Here is a 25,716-nt window from a genome sequence, read left to right as displayed (position 1 = left end):
CAGGTCGGCGATCTGCGCAGCGCGCTCACCCCCTTGACGGTCTGAAACCCGCCCTCGACCTGCGGGGGAAGCCTGCTGATCAACCCGGGGTCCAATTCTCCCCGGGAATTGGGTAAACTGCCTTCCGTGCAAACCCACCGCGAGCTGATGCTCACCCGACGCCGCACAGTTGATCTGTGCCGGCTCGGTGGTTGTTGCTGCCTGTGCCGCTGATCGGTCGGCCCGCTCAGATTTCCTGACGCCGACCAACGTTCGCCGCGCGAGAGATCCCTCTGATCCCCCGGCGAATTGGCAAATTTCCCGCCGAAAAGCACCTCGAGCGCAGGAGTACGCACGATGTCCACCGATTCCATCCACACTTCCGGAACCAGGACCATCCCCGACGGTCACGTCGACGTCCGCGGACCGCGGTTCGTCGCCTGGGTCACCACCGGCGTCCTTGTTCTGGTGCTGATCGCCGCCGCCTTCTCCCCCGCCGTCGCCGCCGTGCTCATCGCGGCCCAGGCGGTCGTCTTCGCCCTCGGCGCCGTCAACGGGCCCAAACGGCACCCGTACGGCCGCATCTACGCGAACCTCATCGCCCCCCGCTCGGGCCCGGTCACCGAAACCGAACCCGAAGCTCCCCTGCGGTTCGCCCAACTACTCGGCCTGGCCTTCGCGGCCGTGAGCCTGCTGGGCTTCGTGCTCGGCGCTCCCGTGGTCGGCGCGCTGTTCGCCGGCTTCGCACTGTTCGCCGCGTTCCTGAACGCGGCGTTCGGGATCTGCCTGGGCTGCAAGATCTACCCCCTGGTAGCCCGCCTCCGCCGGACCCCGGCACCGAACTGACCCTGCAAGTCACCACCGAAAGGAACAACATGGCCCGCTCCGATGTCCTGGTCTCCGTTGACTGGGCCGAAGAGAACCTCAACGCCCCCGGCGTGGTCTTCGTCGAGGTCGACGAGGACACCTCCGCCTACGACGGCGGTCACATCGAGGGCGCCGTCCGGCTCGACTGGAAGAAGGACCTGCAGGATCAGGTTCGTCGTGATTTCGTGAACCAGGAGCAGTTCTCCGATCTGCTCTCGGCCCGCGGCATCTCCAACGACGACGAGGTCATCCTCTACGGCGGCAACAACAACTGGTTCGCCGCCTACGCGTACTGGTACTTCAAGCTGTACGGCCACAACAACGTCAAGCTGCTCGACGGTGGCCGTAAGAAGTGGGAGCTCGACGGCCGCCCGCTGTCCACCGAACCGGTGAGCCGCCCGGCCACCCAGTACAAGGCGTCCGCGCCGGACCTGTCGATCCGCGCCTTCCGCGACGAGGTCATCGCGGCCATCGGCGCCAAGAACCTGGTCGACGTCCGGTCCCCGGACGAGTTCTCCGGCAAGATCCTGGCTCCCGCGCACCTGCCGCAGGAGCAGAGCCAGCGTCCCGGCCACATCCCCGGCGCCATCAACGTGCCGTGGAGCAAGGCCGCGAACGAGGACGGCACCTTCAAGTCCGACGAAGAGCTGGCCAAGATCTACGCCGAGGCCGGCCTGGACGGCTCCAAGGACACCATCGCCTACTGCCGCATCGGTGAGCGTTCCTCGCACACCTGGTTCGTGCTGCAGGAGCTGCTGGGCCACCAGAACGTCAAGAACTACGACGGCAGCTGGACCGAATACGGTTCGCTCGTCGGCGCACCGATCGAGTTGGGAGCGTAATCAATATGTGTGCAGCACCTGCCCAGGGTCAGGCCATTCCCGCGGGCGTGGATGTGGAGAAGGAAACGGTCATCACCGGCCGCGTGCTGAGCGCCGACGGCCAGCCGGTGGGCGGCGCGTTCGTGCGTCTGCTCGACGGCAACGGTGATTTCACCGCTGAGGTCGTGGCGTCGGGCACCGGTGACTTCCGGTTCTTCGCCGCGCCGGGCTCGTGGACCGTGCGCGCGTTGAGCTCGGCGGGCAACGGTTCGGCCGAGGTCCGCCCCGAGGGCGCGGGCATCCACAGCGTGGACGTCGCGGTCGCGAAGTAATTCCGCGGCCTTCAGCGGCCCCGCGGTCTCCGTCACCGGAGGCTGCGGGGCCGCTGTGCGTAGGTCGGGGCTGTGTCGGCGCTCGGTACACCGATGCCGCGCGGCGAGCCGCTGCCGTGCAGCTGCGCTATAGCGGCGGAGCTGTGCTGTTGACACGGACACGATGTGATGCCGCCGGGGCCGTTTGCGTCCGGCCGCACCGCAATAGCTAGACTCCAGATGTGGTCCTCTTCTTCGAGATTCTGCTGGTGGCCGTGTCCATCCTCATCGGGTGGTTCGGGCTGTACGTCTTCTACCGGCTGTTCACCGAATCATGAGTGATCTCGCGAGCGAAGGTTCCGATCCGGCCGAGCACGCGAGTGAGAACATGAACGGCAACGCTCCGGCCCCGAAGCCGGAGCGCCGTAGCGGTGATGCCGCGGTGGCCGACGCCGCCGAGCGGGCGAAATCGACCGGCGCCCGCAACATCCCGGTGCTGCCGGATCTGCCGCTGCCCGAGGACACCGCGAACCTGCGGCTCGGCCCGGATCTGAGTTCGGCCATGCTGGCACTGCTGCCGCTGGTGGGTGTCTGGCGCGGTGAGGGCGAGGGCAACGATCCCGAGCGCGGCGACTACCGGTTCGGCCAGCAGATCATCGTTTCCCACGACGGCGGCGACTTCCTTGCCTGGGACTCCCGCTCATGGATCATCGAACCCGATGGGAGCTACGGCGGGCCGGATCTGCGCGAGAGCGGATACTGGCGGGTCGGCACGGATGCCGATGACGAGGTCATCGAATTGCTGTTGACGCACAGCTCCGGCATCGTCGAGCTGTTCTACGGTCAGGCGCTGACCCAGTCGTCGTGGGAGCTGGCCACCGATGTGGTGATCCGCAGCCAGTCCGGCGTGGTCGTCGGCGGCGCCAAGCGGCTGTACGGGATCGTCGAGGGCGGGGATCTGGCCTACGTCGAAGAGCGCGTGGTGGCCGACGGGCCGCTCGAGCCCAGGCTGTCGGCGCGGTTGCAGCGCTATATCGGCTGAGCCGCTCGCCTCGAGCGCGGTGCCCGAAACGGGTGCCGCGCTTTTTCGTGCCCGGACATGGAACGACCCCCGAGCCATACCGCTGTGCCGGAGCACATCGGTCCCGATCGGACAAGATCGGTGACTCGGGGGCCGGGTGACTGCCTGGGATTCGCTATCAGCACGTACTCGCCGAATGGAATCCATACAGCGGTGGTGCCTTAGCGGGCAGCCACCTCACGTGTCCAAGAGTCAAACATTCTTCAGACCACCTCCTTCCTTGTGTACCGACGAATCTAGCCACCGGTCAGGAGGTCGGCAACGGAATTTCGCGCGGGGCGGAAACGGGGTTGCGCTCGCGGCGTGAAACGGTGCTGACCTGGCCCGATGCGTCGACGTGCAGGACCAGATCGGCGCGGTGGTCCGGTGGTAGCTGATGTGTGACGACCACCACGTCGCGCCCGGGTTCGACCAGGCCGCTGCGCGCGTCCAGCAGGGCGCGCAGCAGATCCGCGCCGGCCGCAGCCTCGAGGTGCTCGGTCGGCTCGTCCAGCAGCAGCACCCGCGCCGGGGAGATCAGCGCCCGCGCGAGCAGAATCCGGCGACGCTGACCGCCCGACACGGCAGCCGCGCCGCCGACCAGATCGGTGTGGATGCCCTCGGGCAGCGAGTCGAGCCACGGGCCGGCGCCCACTGCTCGCAGAGCTCGTTCGCCCTCCTCGGCGGTGAGATCGCCGCGCGCGACCCGCAGGTTCTCCAACACGCTGGTGCCGAAGAGGTGGGCGTCTTCGGCGAAGAAGGTGACACCGGGGACCGGGGTTCCGAACAGTCCGGCCCACGCCATCAGCAGGGTGGTTTTGCCTGCGCCACTGGGGCCGATGACGGCGACGCGGCGGGCGTCCGGGCGTCCGGGGGATGCCCCGACAGGTCCGGGTAGTGCGGCCGTCGGGTGCGGTGACTCCGGCGAGTCGGTGCGAGAGGGGTCGGCGACGCTGCCGCCGGGAGGCGAAGCGCCGGTGGCGAGCACGCCTTGCCGTTCGCTGACCGGTCTCGCCGCGGAGCCGGCAGATACTCGGACAGGCAGGTCGGGCGGGCCGCCTGCGTTGCCGCGGCCTGTCTGTCCGCCGGTCGCGGGCGGCGTCACGTCGACGGAGACCGGCATGGCGTCCGTCGGGCCTCGATCGCTTTCGGGAGCCTTCGCCTCCTCCAGCCGGTGCAGTGCGGCGCGGGCGGTTGTGAGGGTCTGGGCGGCGGCAGGCAGTGGGCCGACAGCTTCGAATGCCGACAGCGGCAGCAGCACAAGGATCGTCAGGGCCATCGGAGTCATGGCGCCCGGTGCGCCGCCGTTCGGGCCGTAGAGGGTGATGCCGATGAGCAGGGCCCCGAGCACGCTCGCGCCGATGGACAGCGGGGTGGCGGCCGCCGCCCAGGCGCTGCGGGAGGCGGCGGCGTCCTCGGCGGCCACGGCGCGCTCGCTCGCGGCCGAAGCGGCGGCGAGGGCGTCGTCGAGACGGCCCGCTACGCGGAGTTCGGGGGCATGGTCCAGGACGGTCAGCGCCCGCGCTGTGAACTCGGCGCGGTCGGCGCGCACCGCACGTTCGGCCGCAGCCGCGGCACGAGCCGACAGCCAGGGCGCGAGGACACCCGACACGACCAGCGCCACCGCCAGAATCGCGGCGGCGGCGATCGAGATGAGCCCGAGCAACACCACGGCGGCGATGGACAGGATCGCCGCTACCGCGATCGGCACGAACGAGCGCACCACCACGGCACCCAGGTCGTCGATATCGCTGCCAACCCGCACCAGCAGATCGCCGCGACGCTGGTGCGTGGCCGACCGATCCTGCCGCGCCGGGACCGGATTCCGTCGCGGGATCCACAGGTCCGACCGAGCCAGCGCCCGGTAGGTGGTGGTCCGCGCCGTCGTCATCGCCCGCAGCGCCACGTCATGGGTGGCCAGCCGCTCCAGATACCGGCACAGCCCGCGCGAGATGCCGAGCGCGCGCACCGCGACGACCGCGACGGTCAGATCCAGCACCGGCGGCATCTGCCAGGCTCGCGCGATCAACCACGCCGCCAGCGCCGCCAGCGCGAGTCCGCTGCCCAACGCCAGCACACCCCAGCCGACGGCCACCGCCACTCGCCACGGCGACAACCGAAGCATCGACCACATACCGCGCACGTCCCGCATGAGCTCACCCATGACGCCAGGCCCCCTGACCCCATGGCCGAAGAACCACCCGAGTCGCGGCCGCCGTGCGATAACCGACCTGCCCCACCCGGACTTCCTGCCCGCCGCAGCGGCGCATCGACACGGACGCGGCACACCGCCGAGGTGAGCGTCGAGCCCGCATCGCGTGAGCAGCCAGTTCTGGACCCGGGCGCGGCTCGGCTGGTGGTGAGGTAAGCAGCGGCCGCGCGCGGGCAGCACTGCGGTCGAGCACACCGCCGTGGCGCACCGCGTGCGCGGCCCACAGCGCACAGCCGGTCGGCACGCGGCCCTGGTACTGCGTGGCCGGTGTGGACCGCAGCGGTGAAAGGCTCACAGCACAACCTCCTGCGGACGGGTGGTGGCCGGTACTTCGATGACGGTGTCGGCGACCGCCAGCAGGGGCGGGCGATGGGCGACGATGACGACCGTGGCACCGGCGCGGGCGCGGGCGGTGAGGGCGGCGAGCACCGCGGCTTCGCTGTCGGTGTCGAGGTGGGCGGTGGGTTCGTCGAGCAGCAGGATGGGCCGGTCGGCGGCGAGCACGCGGGTCAGGGCCATGCGTTGCCGCTGGCCGAGGGACAGTCCGGCGCCATCCGCGCCGACCCGGGTTTCCCAGCGGTCCGGCAGCTCGTCCAGCACGACGTCGAAACCGGTTGCCGCGCAGGCGGCCTCGAGTTCGTCGAGCACCCGGGCCGATTGCTTGCGCGGCGGCTCGGTGATCCGGGCGCCGAGCAGTTCCAGGTTCTCCCGCAGGGTGCCGGGCACCAGCACCGGTCGCTGCGGTAGCCACGCCACCCGCGACCACCACTGGGCCGAGTCGAGGTCGCGCACGTCGATCCCGTCGACTCGCACCGTGCCGCGCTCCGGGCTGATCAACCCGAGCACTGCTTGCAGCACAGTGGATTTCCCGCACCCGTTCGGTCCGGTCAGCACCGTCACCGTGCCCGGTTTCAGCACGGCCGACAGCCCGTCGGGTGCAAGACCGGCACGCGCGCGGACAGCGACATCACGTAATTCGATGAGTCCGGCCGAAGGGATCGGCTTCGCACCGGCTCCGCCGGAATGCGCCGCGACACCATTCTGCGCGAGATCGTGCCCGTCGGCGTTCCGAAATGGCGTCTCGCACGAGCCAGGCGTCTCAGCGGCTCGATCGGTGAGGTCTGTGGGTATGCCGTGCTGCGCGGGATGTTCGGACGAGGAGACCGTACCGACCCGGGTCCGACGACCATCCCCGGCCGTCGAGCCGGCGACTCCCCCACTCGCACCTCCCGGGTCCAGCACCGCGAACGCTTTGTCCGCGGCGGCCATACCGTCCTGCGCTGCGTGGAACCGCTCCCCCACGGTCCGCAATGGCAGGTACACCTCCGGCGCCAGCACCAGCGCGACGATGCCCGCGTACAGGCTCATCTCACCGAAGACCAGGCGCAGGCCGATGGAGACGGCGATCAGCGCGACCGACAGCGTAGCCAGCATCTCCAGCACCATCGAGGACAGGAAGGCGATGCGCAGGGCCGACACGGTGCGCTGACGGAGGGCGTCGCCGAGTTCCTGAACCCGGCCCGCCATGGTGCGCTGCGGCCCCTCCAGCCCATCCGTCGCCGGCGCGTCCGGCCCTCTTGCGCCGGCGCGCGACGACCCGCCGGCACCAGACGCGCTCCCAGCCTCCGCGACCGACGAACCGCCGGCACCAGACGCGTTCCCGTCCCTCGCGACCGACGAACCATCGACACCAGACGCGCTCCCAGCGCCCGGTTCGCTCGCCGCGCTCTCACGCCCCAGCGCCCGCAGCGTCGGCATGCCCGCGAACAGGTCGAGCAGCTGATCCGACAGCCGCGTGGTGGCGTCGAGCGTTGCCCGGGCCCGACCCTCGGTGAGCAGGCCGATCAGGATCATGAAGATCGGGATCAGCGGAAGCGTGATCACCACGATGATGCCGGAGGTCAGGTCGTGCATCGCGATGACGATCCACACCACCGGCGGCACCAGCGCGGCGAGCAGCAGCGCGGGCAGATATCCGACGAGGTAGCCACGCAGCCCGGACAGTCCGGTGCCGACCACCACGGCCAATTCGGTTCGGCGCGACTCCAGTTCGCGCGGCGACAACTGCGCCCCCGCCTTCAGCACCGACCGTTCCAGTTCGGCGACCACCGAGGCGCCCGCCCGGTGCGCGATCCTGGCCTGCACCCAAGTAGCGAATACCCGGCCGCCGACCGCCAGGGCGAGCACGACCAACTCGGCGCTCCACCTGCCGATCTCGCGGGCGCCGGGATCGGTGATCACCCCCGCCAGCACCCGCCCGATCATCACCGCGGCGACCACGATGGCGATGGTGGTGAGGACCGAGAGCCCGACGCTCAGGGCCAGGTAGCGCCGCGCCGAACGCGCATACCGCCATAGACGCGGGTCGACGGGCGGGCGGCGGGCCATGACCTACTCCTCGACGACGGGTTGGCGCGACAGACCGATACCGGGCGGGATCTGCTCAACGGTAATCCGCTTGCGGAACACCCAGTAGGTCCAGCCCTGGTAGAGCAGCACCACCGGCGTCACGATGACGGCCGCCCAGCTCATCACCTTCAGCGTGTACGGGGTGGATGAGGCGTTGTCGACGTTCAGGCTGAACGCGGGGTCGATGGTCGAGGGCAGCACGTCCGGGAACAGCGAGCCGAACAGCAACACCGTCGCGGCCACCACCACCAGCGCGGTGCCGGTGAACGCCCAGCCGTCGCGCTGGGCGAAGTGCGCTGCGCCCGCGCCGACCAGTCCGAGCACCGCGAGCCCGAGCGGGATCCAGGTCCAGTCGGCGCCGTAGGCGAGCTGGGTCCACAGCCCGAATCCGCCGACCACCAGCGCGGTGGGGGCCAGCAGCAGCCGGCCGGTGCGCATGGCGTCATCGCGGACTTCGCCGCCGGTTTTCAGGCTCAGGAACACCGCGCCGTGCAGGGCGAACAGCAAGCCGGTGGTGAGTGCGCCGAGCAGTGCGTACGGGCTGAGCAGGTCCAGGAAGGAGCCGGTCATCTGGTGGTCGGCGTCGAGCGCGACACCGCGCACGATATTGGCGAAGACCCAGCCCCAGGCCAGCGCGGGCACCCAGGATCCGATGCCGATGCCGAGGTCGCAGCGCGCCCGCCAGACCGGATCGTCGATCTTGCCGCGGTACTCGATGGCGCAGATCCGGAGGATCAACGCCACCAGCAGCAACAGCAACGGGAAATAGAACCCGGAGAACAGGCTGGCGTACCACTCGGGAAACGCCGCGAACATCGCGCCGCCTGCGGTGATCAGCCACACCTCGTTGCCATCCCAGACCGGGCCGATGGTGTTGAGCACCACGCGCCTTCTGGTGTCGGAAGAGCGTCCGAGCACCGGCATCAGCATGCCGACGCCGAAGTCGAAACCCTCCAGCACGAAGTAGCCGGTGAACAGCACGCCGATCAGAACGAACCAGAATTCTTGCAGATCCATCGTCGGCTCCTAGTAGGCGAACGAAAGCTGTTCGACGGCAGGTTCTTCGGTGCGTTTCGCACCGGGCTCGCCGGTACCGTCCGGCCCCTTCGCCGGCGCGGGGGCGGGCTTCTCGGGCCCCTCGATGACGTAGCGGCGCATCAGGTAGAACCACACCACCGCCAGCAGGCCGTACACGATCGTGAAGGTGATCAGCGAGACCCACACCGTGGTCGCGGAATGGTTCGACACACCGTCCTGCACCAGCAGCCGCAGGTTCGGGTCGCCGGTCGGGTTGGGCACCACCACCCAGGGCTGGCGGCCCATCTCGGTGAACACCCAGCCGGCGCTGTTGGCCAGGAACGGGGTGGGAATGGCCAGCAGGCTCAGCCAGGAGAACCAGCGCTGGTCCGGCACTCGGCCACGGCGCATCACCCAGAGCCCGGCGATGGCGAGCAGGGCCGAGCCGCCGGCCAGGCCGATCATGGCGCGGAAGGACCAGTAGGTGACGAACAGGTTGGGCCGGTAATCACCGACGCCATACTTCTCGTTGTAGGTCTTCTGCAGATCGACGACGCCGTCGAGAGTCACGCCGGTGAATTTGCCCTCGGCCAGCCACGGCAGCACATACGGCACCTCGATGACATGGGTGACGCTGTCGCAGTTGTTGTGCGTTCCGACGGTCAGCACCGAGAACTCCGGATTGGTCGCGGTGTGGCACAACGATTCCGCCGACGCCATCTTCATCGGCTGCTGCTCGAACATCAGCTTGCCCTGCACGTCGCCGGTGTAGATCAGCGCGACCCCGGACAGCGCGATCACCGCGAGCGAGACCCGGGCGGCCGGTCGCCACATGGTCTTGGCCTCGGCCAGCTTCCGCTCGTCGCCGCTGCGCGCGTTGCGCACCATCCACCAGCCCGAGATGCCCGCGACGAAGGTGGCGGCGGTCAGGAACGAACCCGCGACGACGTGCGGAAACGCCGCCAGCGCAGTGTTATTGGTGAGCAGCTCCACGATGCTGGTCAGCTCCGCGCGCCCGGTCTCCGGGTTGTAGCGCGCGCCGACGGGATGCTGCATGAACGAGTTGGCGGCGATGATGAAGTACGCCGAAGCGTTGACGCCGATGGCCACCATCCAGATGGTCGCCAGATGCAGCAGTTTCGGTAGCCGGGACCAGCCGAAGATCCAGAGTCCGATGAAGGTGGACTCCATGAAGAAGGCGACCAGGCCCTCCAGCGCGAGCGGCGCGCCGAAGACGTCGCCGACGAAGCGGGAGTATTCGCTCCAGTTCATGCCGAACTGGAATTCCTGCACGATGCCGGTGGCAACGCCGAGGGCGAAGTTGATCAGGAACAGCTTCCCGAAGAACTTGGTCAGCCGGTACCAGTGTTCCTTGCCGGTGATCACCCACGCGGTCTGCATGCCCGCGATGAGCGGGGCGAGTCCGATGGTGAGCGGCACGAACAGGAAGTGGTAGACGGTCGTGATGCCGAACTGCCACCGCGAGACGTCCAAGGCACTCACACTGACCTCCTGGCGATCTACGACGTGTCGTAGTAAAGACTACGCGGGAGGTCAGCCCGGTCAACGTGTCGCGCGACACGACACGCCGACCGCTCGCGGGCCGGTCAGGCCCGCGGTTCACCAGTCGCTGATCGCGCCCGCCCGCTCGATGCCACGCTCGACCAGTCCGACGATCTCCTCGGCATTGTCCGGCGCCGACATCCGCAGCCCGTCCAGCGAGTTCACCCGCGCGGCCAGCGTGATGCTCGACAGCATCCAGATCGAATCGCAGGTGAGCAGGTCAGCGGTGTAGAGCGATTCGTAGCGGCAGTCGTAGCCCGCCTTCTCCGCCTCGGCGTAGAACGCGCGCTGAGTGACACCCGGCAGCACACCGTTCTTCGCGGGCGGAGTGATCAACTGTTTGTCGCGCACGATCACCACCGTCGAACGCGGCCCTTCCAGCACCCGGTTCTCGGTGCTGGTGAAGATCACATCGTCGGCGCCCATGCGCGCGGCGAACCGCAGCGCGGCCATATTCGTCGCGTAGGACAGCGTTTTCGCGCCGAGCAGCTGCCACGGCGCGGCCTGCGCGAGATCGATCGAGATACCGCGCGCCAGCGTCACCACCGACACACCCTCGGTCCTGGCCTTCGCCACCCGCGCGGGCACCCCGACCACCAGGACATAGGAGGTCGGCACCGGCACCGTCTCCGACAGCTCACCGGAGGTCACCGAGGCCTTGACGCTGTCGAGGTCGGCATCGCGGCCGCGGGTCAGCACCAGCCGCATCAGCCCCTCCCGCTCGGAGCCCCATTCCTTGGCCGCCGTCTCGACCGCCTCACGCCAGCGACCGAGTTCGGGCTCCGGTAGGTCGAGAGCTTGGGCCGAGCGGCGCAGCCGCGCGAGATGGAATTCGAGGGCGCACGCATTGCCCTCGCGCACCAGAATCGTTTCGAAAACGCCATCACCACGCAATGCGCCGATATCGTCGGCAAACAACAACGGCGCGTCCGCATCCCGGACCTCACCGTCGAGTGTTACAAGAACTCGATCCACCATGCGATGAAGCGTAGGCCACACAGGCCCGCTACGACGGGCTACGGGCGCGCCGTTGTCACCTGGTGGACAATCCGGCCGCGACCGCGCGGGCCGGGAACGCTGTCAGAGCTTTCGCCTAGAGTGGGTTGCGTGTCCGTGGTCGCCGCACCCAGCCCTGTCCTCGCTGTTCCGGGAGCCGTCGCGGGAGCGCCGGGAACCCCCGACGCCGCCGTCGCGTGGCATTACGGCGATCCATTCGGCGAACAACGCGCCGCCGCGCAGCAGGTGGCGATCGTGGATCGCTCGCATCGTTTCGTGCTCGCCATCACCGGCGCCGAACGCCTGAGCTGGCTGCACACCATCTCCAGCCAGCATGTCGCCAACCTGGCCGACGGCCGTTCCGCCGAGAATCTTGACCTCGATCTCAACGGCCGCGTGCAGCACCATTTCGTGCTCACCGACCTCGACGGCACGGTCTGGATCGACACCGAGGCCGAACGCGGGCCCGCGCTGCTCGACTTCCTCACCAAGATGGTCTTCTGGGCCGACGCCAAACCCCGCGAGGCCACCGATCACGCGGTCCTGAGCCTGCTCGGCCCGCAGGCCCAGACCTTGACCGGCGCACTCGGAATCGAGCGCCTGCCCGAGGTGTACCAGGCGGTGCCACTGCCCGGCGGCGGCTTGCTGCGCCGCATGCCGTGGCCAACGGCCGACTCCTTCGACCTGGTGATCCCCCGTGAACGCCTCACCAGCTGGTGGACCACCCTCACCGAGGCCGGCGCCGCGCCGGCCGGCATGTGGGCCTTCGAGGCCCTGCGGGTGACGGCGCTGCGCCCCCGGATCGGGATCGACACCGACGAGCGCACCATCCCGCACGAGGCCCGCTGGATCGGCGGCGTCACCGAACACGGCGCCGTGCACCTGGACAAGGGCTGCTACCGCGGCCAGGAGACCGTCGCGCGGGTGCACAACCTCGGCAAGCCGCCACGTCAGCTGGTGCTGCTGCACCTGGACGGCTCGGCCGACGAGCGACCGGCCCCCGGAGACGCCGTGACCGCGGGCGGACGCTCCGTCGGCCGTATCGGCACCGTCGTCGACCACTACGAATACGGCCCGATCGCGCTCGCGCTGATCAAACGCGCGGTTCCGGTCGACGCGAAGCTCGAGGCGGGTCCGACCGCCGCCGCCATCGATCCGGACTCCGTGGTCGTCGACGACACTCCGCAGGCGGGCCGGGTCGCGGTCGATCGGCTCCGTGGCCGCTGAGCGCCGGCCCGCTGCCACCAGCCCCCGGGGAGAGGAGCTCGTCTATGCGCGCCGGTGATACCGGAGAAGTGCTCGCGGTGTGCGTGCTGCACGCCGAGATCGAGGTGCCGGGGCGCGTGGGACGCTCCGGCATCGACAAGCGGCCGAGGCCGGAGCGGGTCGGCGTGCGCGCGCTCGGCCTCGACGGTGATCACGTCTGCGATACCGCCCACCACGGCGGCCTGCACAAGGCCGTCTACGCCTACGCCGATGAGGACGCGCACCGGTGGGCCACCGAACTCGACCGTGACCTGCCCGCGGGCTGGTTCGGCGAGAATCTGCGCATCCGCGGCCTGCCGATCAGCGACGCCGTCATCGGTGCGCGCCTGGCCGTCGGGCCCGGACCGGTGGGCCCCGGCCACACCCTGCTCGAGGTGAGTGAGCCCCGCGTCCCGTGCGCGACCTTCCAGCACTGGTCCGGCGAACGGCAGTGGGTCAAGCGCTTCACGTCGCGCTCCGACACCGGCAGCTACCTGCGGGTGCTCACCGAGGGCACGATCGGCGCCGGCGACACCGTGCACGTGGTGCACGTCCCCGAACACGGCATCACCGTGCGCGACGTCTTCACCGGCGCCGATCCGGACAAGCTGGAGCTGCTTCTCGCCGCCGAGCCCACCGTCTCCGACGACGTCCGCATGCAGATCGACCGGCACAACCGCCGCCGCGCCAATGCCGAGCGCGCGGCGCAGCGACGTGACGACGGCGACCGTCTGAAGGCAGGAGTGCGAGCGTGAGCGTCGAACTGGTCGAGGTGGTGCGGTCCGGCTTCCGCGAATGCGTGCATCGCGGATCGGTGGTCGTCATCGGGGCCGACGGCGAACCCAGCTGCGAACTGGGCGAGATCCACGTGCCGATCTTCCCGCGCTCGACCAATAAGCCGCTGCAGGCGGTGACCCTGCTGCGCAACGGGTTCGAGCCGGTCGACGACGCCGAACTGGCCATCGCCACCGCCTCGCATTTCGGCGAATCCGATCACGTGAAGCTGGTCGAACGGCTGCTGGACCGCTTCGGCTTCGATGAGTCGGCCCTCGAATGCCCGCCGGATCTGCCGTTGGACGAACGCGCCCGCGCCTCGGTGCTGTGCCACGACCGGCCACCGAGCAAGCTGTACATGAACTGCTCGGGCAAACATGCGGCGATGCTGGCCACCTGCGCTGTCAACGGCTGGCCGACCACCGGGTACCTCGACATCGCACACCCGCTGCAGCAGGCGGTGCTGTCCGCCGTCATCGAGCTGACCGGCGAACCCGAGACCGACCTCGGCATCGATGGCTGCGGCCTGCCGATCATCCCGGTCTCGCTGATCAATCTGGCCCGCGCCTTCGCCGCCATGGCGACCGCCGCACCGGGAACGCCCGAACGCCGGGTCGCCGACGCCATCCGCACCCATCCGCGAGTGATTTCCGGCACCAACGCCCCCGATCTGCTGGCCATGAACGCCACCCCCGGCCTCGTGTGCAAGATCGGCGCGGACGGCGTGCACGCGGGTGCGCTGCCGGACGGAACCGCGTTCGCCTACAAGATCGATGACGGCGCCGACCGGGCCCGGATGCCGCTGACGCTGGCGATTCTGCAACGCATCGGCGCCCCGTGGTCGGATGCCCTCGCCGAATTGGCGGCACCGGCGGTACTGGGTGGCGGTGCGCGGGTCGGCGTCATCCGCGCGATCCCCGGCGTGCTGTAGTCAGGCGAGCATCGGGCAAACGGCTTCGGTTCGGCACCTGTTCGACCACTCCTGGAAGCGCGACCGCCGCACACGCGCTAGAGTGTCTGTCAGGAAGAGTATTAATTCGAACGGGGCCGCCACCAATCCCCAGGCCGCCCCGCTGTGACGCGAGGGGGTCAGCCATGGGCCGTGGCCGGGCTAAGGCAAAGCAGACCAAGGTTGCACGCGAGCTGAAGTACAGCTCGCCGTCGACCGACTTCGCGAGCCTTCAGCGCGAGCTGTCGGGTAGCCCCCACTCTCAGCGGAGTGGAGTGCTGTCCGATGAGCACGACGCGGATGATTCGTTGTCCCGCTGGAACAGCGACGACGACGACTACGACGATTGGCGCCGCTGACCAGGTGCGACGTGTGAAGGGGGAGGCCGAGGCGCCTCCCCCTTCAGTCGTTGCCATCCGGTCGGCCAGCCAGCCGCCGAGGTTCGCCCGACATCGGGTCTCGACCGCTGAGGTCGAGACCTGATCGAGAGCTCGGTTCGATCGTTCGCACCGGCTCTCGAGATACTCGATCAGCATCGGCGCCCGTTGCGCAGCACGGGCGATCCCGATGCCCCGCCGTCCGGACATCGTCCGAGATAGGCGAACTCGCCCCTCGGCGACCCTCCGGCATCCCCGACGCGCAGCACTTCGCCCCCTCGCTCAGCCGCCCCTACGCTGCGCGCCCCTGACGGACACAGCACGCGCATCGCCCTGGATTCAGGCGCGCTCGGCAGCGCGTCTCCCGAAACCCAGGCGAATCAGGCAGCGCATCTCATTCGAGGTATGCAGCGCGCCGGGCAGCGCATTTCCGGCGGACGCACACCCCCTACGCGGCGCATCCCCGATTCCTGCGACGCCGCGGCCAGGAATTCCGGACCCGCACCGCACCGGCGTCCACCCAGCATCCCGAGTTCGGGCACAGGTGCCGCCTGCTCCTCGCCCGGAACACCCCCAGAAAACCGTTCAGCCGGCCGACCCGTGGGCCGACCGGCTGACGAAGGTTTCGACGCTCAGAAGCGCGGGTGTTCGCCCACCATCATCGCGCGCGGCGCGCCCGCGTCCTTGGCCTTGGTCACCGTGCCGAGGGTCCAGCATTCGATATGCCGGGCGGTCAGCACCGCCAGCGCCCGGTCGACGTCCTCCGGCGCCACCACGGCCACCATGCCGACGCCCATATTGAACGTCTTCTCCATCTCCGGGCGCTCCACGCGACCGCGCTGGGCGATCATCTTGAACACCGGCGCCGGGTTCCAGGTTCCGCGGTCGAGCTCGGCGACCAGCCCCGCGGGCAGCACCCGGGCCAGGTTCGCGGCCAGACCGCCGCCGGTGACGTGGGCGAAGGTGCGCACATCGGTCTCGGCGATCAGCGCAAGGCAGTCCTTGGCGTAGATGCGCGTCGGCTCGAGCAGCTCCTCACCGAGCGTGCGGCCGAACTCCTCCACATGGCCGGTCAGCGACATGCGGTCGATATCGAGCAGCACCTTGCGGGCCAGGCTGTAGCCGTTGGAATGCAGGCCGGACGAGCCCATCGCGATGACCACGTCGCCCGGACGCACCCGCTCCGGGCCCAGCACCGCGTCCGCCTCGACCACGCCGACGCCGGTCGCGGACAGATCGTAATCGTCGGGATCCATCAGACCGGGATGTTCGGCCGTCTCACCGCCGAGCAGCGCACACCCGGCGCGCACACAGCCCTCGGCGATACCGGAGACGAGTTCGGCGACCCGCTCGGGAACGACCTTGCCGACCGCGATGTAGTCCTGCAGAAACAACGGCTCGGCACCGCAGACCACCAGATCGTCGACCACCATGGCGACCAGATCCAGACCGACGGTGTCGTGCTTGTCCATCGCCTGCGCGACGGCGATCTTGGTGCCGACGCCATCGGTGGACGCCGCCAGCAGCGGCTCCTTGTAGCCGCCCTTCAGCGCGAACAGACCGGCGAAACCGCCGAGGCCACCCTGCACCTCGGGGCGGCTGGCCTTGCGAGCCAGCGGTGCGAACAACTCGACTGCGCGGTCGCCGGCTTCGATGTCAACACCGGCCGCGGCATACGAGGCTCCGGCACCACTGGGGGTCTGTTCACTCATTTTCGGTGATTGCTCCAAACCGAATCGGCGGATAATTGCCTGATCACGCTACCGTCGCGCGTCGGCGGCGCGAGTTCAGGGCCTGCTCAACGCGCTGGCGTTGGCGTTCTGGCCGAGCAGCTCGGTCTCGGACTTGCCGCTGAGCATGCCCTCGAGCACGTTCTTGCCGATGGACGCCTCGGTCGGCAGCGGGATCGGGTAATCGCCGTCGAAGCAGGCGCAGCACAACCGCGAACGCGGCTGCTCGGTGGCCGCGATCATGCCCTCGGTGGAGATGTAGCCGAGGCTGTCGGCGCCGATCGAACGCCGCACGTTCTCGACCATGTCGGCATAGCTGTCGTCGGAGCCGGCGCCGTTGGCGATGAGCTCGGCGCGCGAGGCGAAGTCGATGCCGTAGAAGCACGGCCACTTGACCGGCGGTGAGGCGATGCGCACGTGGATCTCCAGCGCGCCCGCCTCCCGCAGCATCCGGATCAGCGCGCGCTGGGTGTTGCCGCGCACGATCGAATCGTCGACGACGATCAGCCGCTTACCGCGAATCACCTCGCGCAACGGGTTGAGCTTGAGCCGGATGCCGAGCTGGCGGATGGTCTGGCTGGGCTGGATGAAGGTGCGGCCCACATAGGCGTTCTTCATCAGGCCCTGCCCGTAGGGCACACCGGAGCCCTGCGCGTAGCCGACCGCGGCGGGGGTGCCGGATTCGGGCACCGGGATCACCAGATCGGCCTCGACCGGGTGTTCCTTGGCCAGCCTGCGACCGATGTCGACGCGGGTGGCGTGCACCGAGCGACCGGAGATGGTGCTGTCCGGGCGGGCGAGATAGACGTACTCGAAAACGCAGCCCTTGGGTTCGGGCGTGGCGAACCGCAGCGAACGCACGCCGTCGGCGTCGATGGCCAGCAGCTCGCCCGGCTCGATCTCGCGCACGAACGAGGCGCCGACGATATCGAGCGCGGAGGTCTCGCTGGCGACCACCCAGCCGCGGTCGAGCCTGCCGAGGCACAGCGGACGCACACCGTGCGGATCGCGGGCCGCGTAGAGGGTGTGCTCGTCCATGAAGGTCAGGCAGAAGGCGCCCTTCAGGGTGGGCAGCAGCTTCATCGCGGCCTGCTCGATGCTGGAGTCGGCGGCGGCATGGGCCAGCAGCGCCGTCATCACATCCGAGTCGGAGGTGGCGGCCACCGGACCGGGGCGGCCGCCGCGCGGCTGTCCGCCGAGCACACCGAGTTCCCGTGCCCGATCGGCCAATTCGGCGGTGTTCACCAGATTTCCGTTGTGCCCCAAGGCCAGTCCGGAACCGACCGCGGTGGTGCGGAAGATGGGCTGGGCGTTCTCCCAGGTGGTGGCACCGGTGGTGGAGTAGCGACAGTGCCCGACGGCGACATGGCCCGGCATCGCGGCCAGGGTCTGCTCGTCGAATACCTGGCTGACCAGGCCGAGATCCTTGAAGACCAGCACCTGCGATCCGTCCGCGACGGCGATGCCCGCCGCCTCCTGGCCACGGTGTTGCAGCGCATACAGGCCGTAATACGTGAGTTTGGCCACGTCTTCGCCGGGCGCCCAGACTCCGAAGACACCACACTCCTCGCGTGGTGGATTCTCGTCCTGATCCGCGGGGGCGGGATTGCTGACAACCGGCAGGTCGGCGTTGGTCACCGTGTGCTCCCTGTTCGGGCGGGCTGGGGGCACCGTCATTCTACGGGTCGAACCGACCCGTCGATGACCGCCGCCGGCGAAAGGGCGCACCCGTCGTCGGCCCGCGCGTGGCCGCAGCGAAGGCGGAGGTCCGCATACGGGCAGTTAATCGGTGCGGCGCAGTGCCCGATATCGGGCTCATCCGGCTGTTACCGTGCGATCCGTGACGACTTCCGACAGCGCAGCGGCGACGCGGACCGATCGCCGCCTCGGAATGCGAATCTTGCTGCCGATCGGCGTATTGGCCCTGCTCACGGCACTGCTCGGGGTGATGTACCTCGACTACGTCGCCGACCCGGAGGGCAACCTGCACGACTTCCCGATCGCGCTGGTGAATCAGGATGTCGGAGACGTCACAGGACCGCCCGACGCCCAGCAACATGTGAACTACGGCAAACAGATCACCGATGCGCTACAGCAGGGCATGCCCGAGGACAAGATCGATCTGCGGGTGGTCGGCATCAGCGAGGCCGAGCGGATGATGCAGCAGGGCCAGGTCTACGGCGCCATGGTCATCCCCAGCGACTTCAGTAAGCGACTCGGCATTCTCGGGGTCGGCAGCATCATTCCCGGCGATATCGAACGTCCGATCATCACCTTGCAGACCAACCCGCGCATGGGTGCCTTCGGTACCCAGATCGTGTTGCGGGTCGGTGATCAGGCCCTGACCCAGGTGCGTCAGCAGGTCGGGCAACAGCTCACCGACCAGGTGAACGCGCAGCTCGCACCGGAGCCGGGGGCACCGCCGAACCCGGAACCGAGCGGTGCGGCGCGGGTAGCGCTGGAAGACCCGGTGCAGATCGTGTACCAGCAGTACCGTCCACTGCCCGACGGCACCGGCCAGGGGCTGACCGCGTTCTTCTACGCACTGCTCATTCTGCTGGCCGGCGTGGTCGGGGCGATGGTCATTCACACCATGATCGACGCCGCGCTCGGCTTCGTGCCGACCGAATACGGGCCGTGGTACGTGCACTTCCCGCCGACACCGATCTCTCGTTTCCACACCCTGCTCATCAAGTGGGCTGTGATGGTGATCGCTGCATCCCTCGTCTCGGCCATCTATCTGGGTGTGGCGAAGCTGCTCGGCATGCCGATCGACCATCCGCTCGGCCTGTTCCTCTACAGCGCGCTGGCCTTGACCGCCGTCGGCATGACCGGCCTGTCCATCCTCGCCGCGATCGGTTCGGCCGGCCTGCTGGTGAACCTGATCCTGTTCATCATCCTGGGTCTGCCCTCCTCCGGCGGCACCGTGCCCATCGAGGCCACTCCCAAGTACTTCCACTGGCTAGCCGGCTGGGAACCGATGCATCAGGTCTTTCTCGGCGTGCGCTCGATCCTCTACTTCGACGGCAGCTTCTCCGCAGGCCTGAGCCGCGGTGTCTGGATGGCACTGCTCGGCCTTGCCATCGCGGTCGTGTTCGGCGCGGTGATCACCCGGTTCTACGACTACAAGGGTTTGCACAGAGAGAACCGGGTGGCTGCGGCGGGAGCGCCTGCGGTGGGGTCCGGTGTGGGCCCGTCGGGAGCCGAGGCCGTCGCCGATGACGCGGCCGGGGCCACCGATCCGAAGTCGGGCTCGGCGGGTTCCACTGCAACCCCTGACGCCGATGCCGATGCCGAACCGTCGGCCGATGGCGGCTCCGCCGGTACCGGCAAGGACTGACAAGCCCCGATTGCGGGCAGGCTGCTGCCCGGCGGGCAGACGAATCCGCCGACTGGTACGCACGGCCCACAGCGAGGAAGCCGGGATTTCGGCCGCGCGCGCAAGCCTGGTCGGGCCACGGTGGTCGAAGCCGTACGCGGACGCGTCGGTAGCCCGCAGTATCGTCGCCCCGTGGTTCGACGTGCGGCGGTGAAACCGGAAGAAATGCGTGCGGCGGTCGCGGCGGTGCGGCCGTGGCTGCTCGATGAGGCAGCGCCCGCCCCGGCGCGGGCCGAGCTGGGCGCAGCCGTGCGGATGACGGCGCGCGCACTGGCCGAATCGGCGCCAGGCCATTCGGTGGAGGTCCGGGTGCCGCCCTTCGTGGCCGTGCAGTGCATCGAGGGACCACGCCATACCCGCGGCACTCCGCCCAATGTGGTGGAAACCGATCCGCGCACCTGGCTGCTGCTGGCGACCGGTCTGGCGGATTTCGCGGCGGCCCGTGAGGATGGCAAACTCACCGCCTCCGGCAACCGAGCCGATGAAGTCTCCCGCTGGCTGCCGATCCTCCGGGTGAACGCCGACCCCACCGGGTGACACCTGCACCTCCACCGTTGATCGCCCAATGCAGCATGGCCGGGGCGGTGGCGCTGCCGGTGTGACGGCGGAGCAGGCCGAATAGCGCACCGGCGGCGGCGGTCACCGCGACGGTGACCGGCACGTTCTCACCGGTGGCGCGGGCGGGTGCGATATGCCAGAGCCCGAAGGTGGTTGCGCCGAGCAGGGTTGCCAGGCGCGGCCCGAAAGCCGTGTCCAGCACGGGGTCGAGGGTGGCGCGGAAGATCAGTTCTTCGCTGAAGACAGTGCCGAGCGGAATGTGGACACCCACCCATTCGGCGGTCGAGACTCCAGGCGCACGGTCCGGGCGCTCGGCCAGCTCACGGCGCACGGCCGGGATGGTCAGTGCCACACCGTAACCGGCAGCAACCAGTGCGGCACTGCCGAGTCCGGCACGCCACCCGCGCGCCGAGCACCAGTTCGGGCGTGCGCCGAAGGCCGTGGCATACCCGGTCGCGGCGCAGACATTGATCAGCGTGCGCGCCCGCATATCCTCCGGTAATCGCGGCACCACGGCATTGCTCCACAGCAAGGGCAGACCTACCGCCGCCGCCACCCGGATGCTCACTTGATCTGCCGTTCATAAGCTTCGGAGATCTCGATCTCGTACCGGATGCGTTCGGACAGCTCGGGATTCCAGCCGGGCGGTGCGGCGATGGCGGCCCAGCCGTCGAGCACCAGGCTGCCGTAGCGGTGCCCGTGCCCGTCGGTGACGCCCTGCGCGTTGGTGAGATCGGCGGTGACCTGCCAGAACGTGACGAACGGCGCCCACCGCATCCGGCCGGACACATCGGCTCCGCGTGGCTCGGACAGCCAATCCGGTTGCGAGAAGATCAGATCCGCCGACCACCAGACGATGGGGTCGGACGGATGTTGCAGGTAGGCGATGCGCGGTGCCCGCCATTCCGGGCCCGGCCGGGCGAAATCGGCGGCGTCGGCGGCGAAGCGGACCACCAGCCCGTCGGCGTAGACCGGTTCCACCTCGCGCGAACCGGGATCGCGGCGCGCGATGAACTGCTGCCACAGCCGATTCGAGTTCGGCGGCCCCACCCATAGTGCGCCGTCGACCTTCTCCCGCAGATCGGCCAGCCCATCGAAGGCCGCCTCCGAGCCCTGCGATCCGAGGCTCTCGCCGTAGACGAACAGTTTCGGGCGCTGCTGTTCCGGCCGCGCGGACCAGTGCTGATACACCGCGTCGAAGACCTCACGTCCCGCCGCGGCGGCTTTGCTCTTGTCCGCGAGAAACGACAGCACACTGGGCAGATACGAGTACTGAGTGGCGACCAGCGCGGTGTCGCCGCCGTACATGTATTCGATCGCGCCCGCAGCCATCGAATTCACCCAGCCGGTGCCCGTGGTGGTGATCACCACGATCACCTGGCGCTCGAAGGCGCCCGCGCGTTCGAGTTCGGCGACGGCGAGTTCGGCCTGCGATTGGCCGTCCTCGGCCGATTCCAACCCGACGTAGGCCCGGATCGGTTCCTTGGCGGGCTTGCCGGTGACCTGGGCGATCCTGGCCGCGTTCGGGCCGTGCGAGACGAACCACCGGCCCTCGAAACCGAGGGTGTCCCATTTCGCCAGCGACATGGGACTGCCCGATTTCTCCGGTAGCTGCGGCTGCACCGCGTTTTCGGAGGTGTGGTCGTTGCGCACGCTGAACGCCTGATTCGCGACCGCGAAGAACGCCTGCGTCGCCACGCCGTTGAACAGGGTGACCGCCAGCACCACCAGCACCAGGAAGCCGACCGCGGGCGCCAGCTCGCGCGGCACCTTCACCCAGCGGTTGAGCTGACGAGCCAGGTACAGGATCAGCTCTCGCACCGTGCGGTACACCGCGACGACCAGCACGCCGACCGCGAGGCTCAGCAACCCCGTACGCAGATAGGCCGGCGTGGTGGTGCCCTCCATATCCATCAGCGCGGTGATCTCGCGCTGCCAACGCGCCGATTGCACCAGCATGTACGCGGCCAGCACCGCGGCCGTCAGCAGAATCGCCGACTTCACCCCGTAGCGCACCCATGTGGGTGGCGCCGGGATCTTCAACCGCGGGCGCACCCACAGCCGGAACAGCCATTCCAGCAGACAGCCGACGCCGTAACCGATGGCGGCATTGATTCCGCTGATCAGACCCTGGAACATCCAGTCGCGCGGCACCAGCGACGGGGTGACCGACAGCGCGAAGAACACCGTCGCGACCACCAGCCCGACATAGTTCAGGTCGATGACCACCTCGGCCCGGCGCACCGCGGCGACGCCGCGCGAGCGCAGCTTCGTGAGGGTGGACGCCGTTTCGAGCACCAAGACAGTATGGCGGCAGGCGCCGACAACGCCGGTGCGTTACCCGTTCACGGCGCGGCAACTACCCATCGCACTCGAGTAGTTGTACCCGGTCGCGGTGGCCGTGAACATCGCACACTCGTTAACCATGAGCACACCAAACGCAGCGCCGAAAACCACTTCGGCCTACATCGCCCAGGCCGCGATCGCGTTCGGCGTCAGCTTGTTCGGGGCGGGCGTCGGAATCTTCTATCTGCCGTTGGATCCGTGGCAGCGCGGATTCCTCGGCATGACAGTGCTGTTCCTGGTGACCAGCACCTTCACCCTGGCGAAAGTAGTCAGGGACAAGCACGAAGCCGATTCCCTGCGTGGGCGTATCGACGAGGCGCGGATGGAGAAGCTGATCGCCGAGCACGATCCGTTCAAGTCCGTCGCCTGACGCGGTCAAGGGCCAGAGGCGGCAGCGAAGCGTCACCACGCAGGCCCTCCGCGTCAGGCACATCCAACACCGCCTGACGCGGTCAAGGGCCGGAGGCGGCAGCGAAGCGTCACCACGCAGGCCCTCCGCGTCAGGCATATCCAATACCGCCTGACCCGCACGGATGTCACAGGTAGGCGGGCGGTTTCGTCCGGCACAGCAGAACGCTCACCCACCCGGGCCCGGTCATCGAGGGGTCCGGGCCCGGCGGGTGAGCGTTCGTGCGGTGTTCGGTGCCAGTGGGACTCGGCTCAGACCGCCGAGCCGAACAGCTTGGGCAGCGTGCCTTCGTGCGCCTCGCGCAGTTCGGCCAGCGGCACGGTGAACTGTCCCTGCACCTCGATCGAGTCCGAACCCTGGTCGACCACACCGATACGCACCCACGGCAGTTCGCGCGCGGTGCACATGCGGGTGAACCTGGTCTCCTCCGAGCGCGGCACGGCGACCAGCACGCGGCCCGCCGATTCGGAGAACAGCGTGACGAACGGATCGGCGTCCTCGGGAAGCAGGATGCGGCAACCGGTCTCGCCGGCCAGCGCCGCCTCGACCACCGCTTGGGCGAGACCGCCCTCGGAAAGGTCGTGAGCGGCACTGATCATGCCGTCGCGGGAACCGGCGGTCAGCACCTCCGACAGCAACCGTTCCCGGGCGAAGTCGACCTTCGGAGGGACGCCGCCGAGATGATCATGGGCGACCTGCGACCAGATCGAACCACCGAACTCGTCGCGGGTATCGCCGAGCAGGATCAGCGTCTCGCCGGGCTCGAGGCCGAGACCGGTGGGGATGCGGCGGTGCACATCGTCGATAACGCCGAGCACGCCGACCACCGGGGTCGGCAGGATCGCGTCCTGGCCGGTCTGGTTGTAGAAGCTGACATTGCCGCCGGTGACCGGGATGCCGAGTTCCACACAGCCGTCGGCCAGTCCGCGCACGGCCTGCTGGAACTGCCACATCACGCCCGGATCCTCCGGCGAACCGAAGTTGAGGCAGTTGGTGACGGCCTTCGGGGTGGCGCCGGTGGTGGCGACATTGCGGTAGGCCTCCGCCAGGGCGAGCTGGGCGCCGGCGTAGGGGTCCAGCTTGGTGTAGCGGCCGGAGGCGTCGGTGGCCAGTGCGATACCGCGACCGGTCTCCTCGTCGATGCGGATGACGCCCGCGTCGGCGTGTTCGGCCAGCACGGTGTTGCCGCGCACGTAGCGGTCGTACTGCTCGGTGATCCACTTGCGGCTGCACAGCTGCGGGCTCGACACCATCTGCAGCAGGGTCGCGCGCAGTTCGTCGGCGGTCTTGGGCCGGGTCAGGGTGTCGGGGGTGTCGGCGATCAGCGCGTCCTGGTAGTCGGGACGCTGCACCGGACGCTCGTAGACCGGGCCCTCATGGGCGACGGTGCGCGGCGGCACATCCACCACGGTCTCGCCGTGCCAGGTGACGACCAGCCGCTCACCGTCGGTGACCTCGCCGATCACCGTGGCCAGCACATCCCACTTGCGGCACACCGCCATGAAGGCGTCCACGTTCTCCGGCGTCACCACCGCGCACATGCGCTCCTGGGACTCGCTGGACAGCACCTCGGCCGGGGTCATGTCGGCCGCACGCAGCGGCACCTTGTCGAGCTCGATGTGCATGCCGCCGTCCCCGGCCGCCGCCAGCTCGGAGGTAGCACAGGACAGCCCGGCGCCGCCGAGGTCCTGGATGCCGACGACCAGCTTGGCCGCGTACAGCTCGAGACAGCACTCGATGAGTACCTTCTCGGTGAACGGGTCGCCGACCTGCACGCTGGGCAGCTTCTTGCGGCCGGCGCCGGATTCGTCGCCGGAGAAGGTGTCCGAGGCCAGCACCGACACGCCGCCGATGCCGTCGAGGCCGGTGCGGGCGCCGAACAGGATGATCTTGTTGCCGGTGCCGGAGGCGAAGGCCAGATGCAGATCTTCGACCCGCATCGCACCCGCGCACAGCGCGTTCACCAGTGGGTTGCCCTGGTAGGAGGCGTCGAAGACGGTCTCACCGCCGATGTTCGGCAGGCCGAGCGAGTTGCCGTAGCCGCCGATGCCGCGTACCACCCCGTCGACGACGCGGCGGGTGTCGGCGGCGTCCGCGGCGCCGAAACGCAGCTGATCCATCACCGCGATCGGGCGCGCGCCCATCGCCATGATGTCGCGCACGATGCCGCCGACGCCGGTCGCGGCGCCCTGGTAGGGCTCGACGTAGGAGGGGTGGTTGTGGCTTTCCACCTTGAAGGTGACCGCCCAGCCGTCGCCCACGTCCACCACGCCCGCGTTCTCGCCGATGCCGGCGAGCATGGAGGAGCGCATCTGCTCGGTGGTGGTCTCACCGAAGTAGCGCAGATGCACCTTCGACGACTTGTAGGAGCAGTGCTCGCTCCACATCACCGAGTACATCGCCAGCTCGGCGTCGGTGGGGCGGCGACCGAGAATCTCCTTGATCCGGGCGTATTCGTCATCCTTGAGCCCGAGCTCGAGATACGGCTGCGGAGTGTCCGGAGTGGCTGCGGCGGTTGCGACCGTGTCGACCTGCGGAGTCACGGGATTACCAGGGTCCTTTCGGCCAGGCATGCGGAGACAATCCAGGCAGACCCGGTCGAACACAGCTGCGACGCGCCGGGTTGCTGAATTGCCGCGAGATACGCCTGCGAGTCTACTGCCGGGGCAAACGCGACTACTGCCGGGGCAAACCCGGCCGGGGCTCGGCCATCG

Annotated in this window: 21 protein-coding genes; 11 read left to right on the top strand and 10 right to left on the bottom strand. The window is 68.9% G+C overall.

Features of this window, described 5'->3' with window-relative positions; translation table 11 throughout:
* The first annotated feature begins 336 nt into the window (after positions 1 to 336).
* From RJ05_RS03040 to RJ05_RS03020, 4 genes are all read left to right on the top strand, one after another.
* Positions 337 to 825, top strand: coding sequence for a DUF4395 domain-containing protein (locus RJ05_RS03040; protein WP_036532814.1), 489 nt, complete (start codon positions 337 to 339; stop codon positions 823 to 825).
* A gap of 29 nt (positions 826 to 854) precedes the next feature.
* Entirely contained in the window at positions 855 to 1,688 is an 834-nt protein-coding gene (locus RJ05_RS03035) for a sulfurtransferase (protein ID WP_014348894.1), read from the top strand.
* Positions 1,689 to 1,693: 5 nt separating this feature from the next.
* Positions 1,694 to 1,999: a DUF1416 domain-containing protein gene (locus RJ05_RS03030; protein ID WP_036532812.1), complete on the top strand. Its 306-nt coding sequence runs from the start codon at positions 1,694 to 1,696 to the stop codon at positions 1,997 to 1,999.
* Positions 2,000 to 2,312: 313 nt separating this feature from the next.
* Positions 2,313 to 3,020: a heme-binding beta-barrel domain-containing protein gene (locus RJ05_RS03020; protein ID WP_036532810.1), complete on the top strand. Its 708-nt coding sequence runs from the start codon at positions 2,313 to 2,315 to the stop codon at positions 3,018 to 3,020.
* 286 nt (positions 3,021 to 3,306) lie between these two features.
* Here RJ05_RS03020 and RJ05_RS03015 read toward each other — a convergent pair whose 3' ends face one another.
* The 5 genes from RJ05_RS03015 to RJ05_RS02995 form a co-directional block, all read right to left on the bottom strand.
* Positions 3,307 to 5,202: an ATP-binding cassette domain-containing protein gene (locus RJ05_RS03015; RefSeq protein WP_249040543.1), complete on the bottom strand. Its 1,896-nt coding sequence runs from the start codon at positions 5,200 to 5,202 to the stop codon at positions 3,307 to 3,309.
* 339 nt (positions 5,203 to 5,541) lie between these two features.
* Positions 5,542 to 7,638: an ABC transporter ATP-binding protein/permease gene (locus RJ05_RS03010; RefSeq protein ID WP_036532808.1), complete on the bottom strand. Its 2,097-nt coding sequence runs from the start codon at positions 7,636 to 7,638 to the stop codon at positions 5,542 to 5,544.
* Between the two features lie 3 nt (positions 7,639 to 7,641).
* On the bottom strand, positions 7,642 to 8,676 hold the full coding sequence (gene cydB / locus RJ05_RS03005; protein ID WP_036532806.1) for a cytochrome d ubiquinol oxidase subunit II: 1,035 nt from the start codon (positions 8,674 to 8,676) through the stop codon (positions 7,642 to 7,644).
* A 9-nt stretch (positions 8,677 to 8,685) separates the two neighbouring features.
* Positions 8,686 to 10,179 (bottom strand): cytochrome ubiquinol oxidase subunit I, encoded by a 1,494-nt coding sequence (locus tag RJ05_RS03000; protein ID WP_036532804.1) that lies wholly within the window; start codon positions 10,177 to 10,179, stop codon positions 8,686 to 8,688.
* Positions 10,180 to 10,296: 117 nt separating this feature from the next.
* Complete coding sequence (locus tag RJ05_RS02995) at positions 10,297 to 11,217, bottom strand: aminodeoxychorismate lyase (RefSeq protein WP_036532802.1); 921 nt, start codon at positions 11,215 to 11,217, stop codon at positions 10,297 to 10,299.
* Positions 11,218 to 11,346: 129 nt separating this feature from the next.
* Here RJ05_RS02995 and ygfZ point away from each other — a divergent pair, with 129 nt between their 5' ends.
* The 4 genes from ygfZ (at position 11,347) to RJ05_RS02975 (ending at position 14,562) form a co-directional block, all read left to right on the top strand.
* Positions 11,347 to 12,462, top strand: coding sequence for a CAF17-like 4Fe-4S cluster assembly/insertion protein YgfZ (gene ygfZ, locus RJ05_RS02990; protein ID WP_036532801.1), 1,116 nt, complete (start codon positions 11,347 to 11,349; stop codon positions 12,460 to 12,462).
* Positions 12,463 to 12,506: 44 nt separating this feature from the next.
* Entirely contained in the window at positions 12,507 to 13,235 is a 729-nt protein-coding gene (locus tag RJ05_RS02985) for an MOSC domain-containing protein (RefSeq protein ID WP_036532799.1), read from the top strand.
* Positions 13,232 to 14,185, top strand: a complete 954-nt coding sequence (locus RJ05_RS02980) for an asparaginase (RefSeq protein WP_036532797.1) — start codon at positions 13,232 to 13,234, stop codon at positions 14,183 to 14,185. Before RJ05_RS02985 ends, RJ05_RS02980 begins: the two co-directional genes overlap by 4 nt.
* 164 nt (positions 14,186 to 14,349) lie before the next feature.
* Complete coding sequence (locus RJ05_RS02975; RefSeq protein ID WP_036532795.1) at positions 14,350 to 14,562, top strand: DUF3073 domain-containing protein; 213 nt, start codon at positions 14,350 to 14,352, stop codon at positions 14,560 to 14,562.
* Positions 14,563 to 15,212: 650 nt separating this feature from the next.
* Here the strand turns inward: RJ05_RS02975 and purM are convergent.
* Together purM and purF are read right to left on the bottom strand one after the other, a co-directional pair.
* On the bottom strand, positions 15,213 to 16,292 hold the full coding sequence (gene purM, locus RJ05_RS02970; RefSeq protein ID WP_036532794.1) for a phosphoribosylformylglycinamidine cyclo-ligase: 1,080 nt from the start codon (positions 16,290 to 16,292) through the stop codon (positions 15,213 to 15,215).
* A gap of 75 nt (positions 16,293 to 16,367) precedes the next feature.
* Entirely contained in the window at positions 16,368 to 17,948 is a 1,581-nt protein-coding gene (purF, locus tag RJ05_RS02965) for an amidophosphoribosyltransferase (RefSeq protein WP_036532862.1), read from the bottom strand.
* A gap of 253 nt (positions 17,949 to 18,201) precedes the next feature.
* On the opposite strand from purF, the gene RJ05_RS02960 reads away from it, so the two are divergent.
* Both RJ05_RS02960 and RJ05_RS02955 read left to right on the top strand, forming a co-directional pair.
* On the top strand, positions 18,202 to 19,650 hold the full coding sequence (locus RJ05_RS02960; protein ID WP_036532793.1) for a YhgE/Pip domain-containing protein: 1,449 nt from the start codon (positions 18,202 to 18,204) through the stop codon (positions 19,648 to 19,650).
* 171 nt (positions 19,651 to 19,821) lie between these two features.
* A complete protein-coding gene (locus RJ05_RS02955; RefSeq protein ID WP_169332941.1) occupies positions 19,822 to 20,226 on the top strand; it encodes a sterol carrier family protein in 405 nt (134 codons plus the stop codon).
* On the opposite strand, the gene RJ05_RS02950 is transcribed toward RJ05_RS02955, so the two are convergent.
* Positions 20,147 to 20,815 (bottom strand): CPBP family intramembrane glutamic endopeptidase, encoded by a 669-nt coding sequence (locus RJ05_RS02950; protein ID WP_051016149.1) that lies wholly within the window; start codon positions 20,813 to 20,815, stop codon positions 20,147 to 20,149. The two genes, RJ05_RS02955 and RJ05_RS02950, sit on opposite strands and share 80 nt — an antisense overlap.
* Positions 20,812 to 22,548, bottom strand: coding sequence for an alpha/beta hydrolase (locus RJ05_RS02945; RefSeq protein WP_036532791.1), 1,737 nt, complete (start codon positions 22,546 to 22,548; stop codon positions 20,812 to 20,814). Before RJ05_RS02945 ends, RJ05_RS02950 begins: the two co-directional genes overlap by 4 nt.
* A gap of 124 nt (positions 22,549 to 22,672) precedes the next feature.
* Here RJ05_RS02945 and RJ05_RS02940 point away from each other — a divergent pair, with 124 nt between their 5' ends.
* Positions 22,673 to 22,963 (top strand): YiaA/YiaB family inner membrane protein, encoded by a 291-nt coding sequence (locus tag RJ05_RS02940; RefSeq protein ID WP_014348876.1) that lies wholly within the window; start codon positions 22,673 to 22,675, stop codon positions 22,961 to 22,963.
* Positions 22,964 to 23,253: 290 nt separating this feature from the next.
* Here RJ05_RS02940 and purL read toward each other — a convergent pair whose 3' ends face one another.
* Positions 23,254 to 25,575 carry a phosphoribosylformylglycinamidine synthase subunit PurL gene (gene purL, locus RJ05_RS02935; protein ID WP_174343889.1) on the bottom strand — a complete coding sequence of 774 codons (2,322 nt, stop codon included), beginning with the start codon at positions 25,573 to 25,575 and terminating at the stop codon, positions 23,254 to 23,256.
* Positions 25,576 to 25,716: the final 141 nt, after the last annotated feature.

The sequence above is a fragment of the Nocardia cyriacigeorgica NBRC 100375 genome, from assembly GCF_000308555.1.
GTDB classification, from domain to species: Bacteria; Actinomycetota; Actinomycetes; order Mycobacteriales; family Mycobacteriaceae; genus Nocardia; species Nocardia cyriacigeorgica.
The sequence above is the reverse complement of the archived record's forward strand: the minus strand, read 5'-3'. Positions and strand labels throughout refer to the sequence as shown.

Excerpts from the sequence above, each read along its gene's own strand:
- purM (WP_036532794.1), bottom strand. The coding sequence starts at position 16,292 with ATGAGTGAACAGACCCCCAGTGGTGCCGGAGCCTCGTATGCCGCGGCC.
- RJ05_RS02960 (WP_036532793.1), top strand. The coding sequence starts at position 18,202 with ATGCGAATCTTGCTGCCGATCGGCGTATTGGCCCTGCTCACGGCACTG.
- cydB (WP_036532806.1), bottom strand. The coding sequence starts at position 8,676 with ATGGATCTGCAAGAATTCTGGTTCGTTCTGATCGGCGTGCTGTTCACC.
- RJ05_RS02995 (WP_036532802.1), bottom strand. The coding sequence starts at position 11,217 with ATGGTGGATCGAGTTCTTGTAACACTCGACGGTGAGGTCCGGGATGCG.
- RJ05_RS02985 (WP_036532799.1), top strand. The coding sequence starts at position 12,507 with ATGCGCGCCGGTGATACCGGAGAAGTGCTCGCGGTGTGCGTGCTGCAC.
- RJ05_RS03015 (WP_249040543.1), bottom strand. The coding sequence starts at position 5,202 with ATGGGTGAGCTCATGCGGGACGTGCGCGGTATGTGGTCGATGCTTCGG.
- RJ05_RS02940 (WP_014348876.1), top strand. The coding sequence starts at position 22,673 with ATGAGCACACCAAACGCAGCGCCGAAAACCACTTCGGCCTACATCGCC.
- RJ05_RS03035 (WP_014348894.1), top strand. The coding sequence starts at position 855 with ATGGCCCGCTCCGATGTCCTGGTCTCCGTTGACTGGGCCGAAGAGAAC.
- RJ05_RS02975 (WP_036532795.1), top strand. The coding sequence starts at position 14,350 with ATGGGCCGTGGCCGGGCTAAGGCAAAGCAGACCAAGGTTGCACGCGAG.
- purL (WP_174343889.1), bottom strand. The coding sequence starts at position 25,575 with ATGCCTGGCCGAAAGGACCCTGGTAATCCCGTGACTCCGCAGGTCGAC.
- RJ05_RS03010 (WP_036532808.1), bottom strand. The coding sequence starts at position 7,638 with ATGGCCCGCCGCCCGCCCGTCGACCCGCGTCTATGGCGGTATGCGCGT.
- RJ05_RS03020 (WP_036532810.1), top strand. The coding sequence starts at position 2,313 with ATGAGTGATCTCGCGAGCGAAGGTTCCGATCCGGCCGAGCACGCGAGT.
- RJ05_RS03030 (WP_036532812.1), top strand. The coding sequence starts at position 1,694 with ATGTGTGCAGCACCTGCCCAGGGTCAGGCCATTCCCGCGGGCGTGGAT.
- RJ05_RS03040 (WP_036532814.1), top strand. The coding sequence starts at position 337 with ATGTCCACCGATTCCATCCACACTTCCGGAACCAGGACCATCCCCGAC.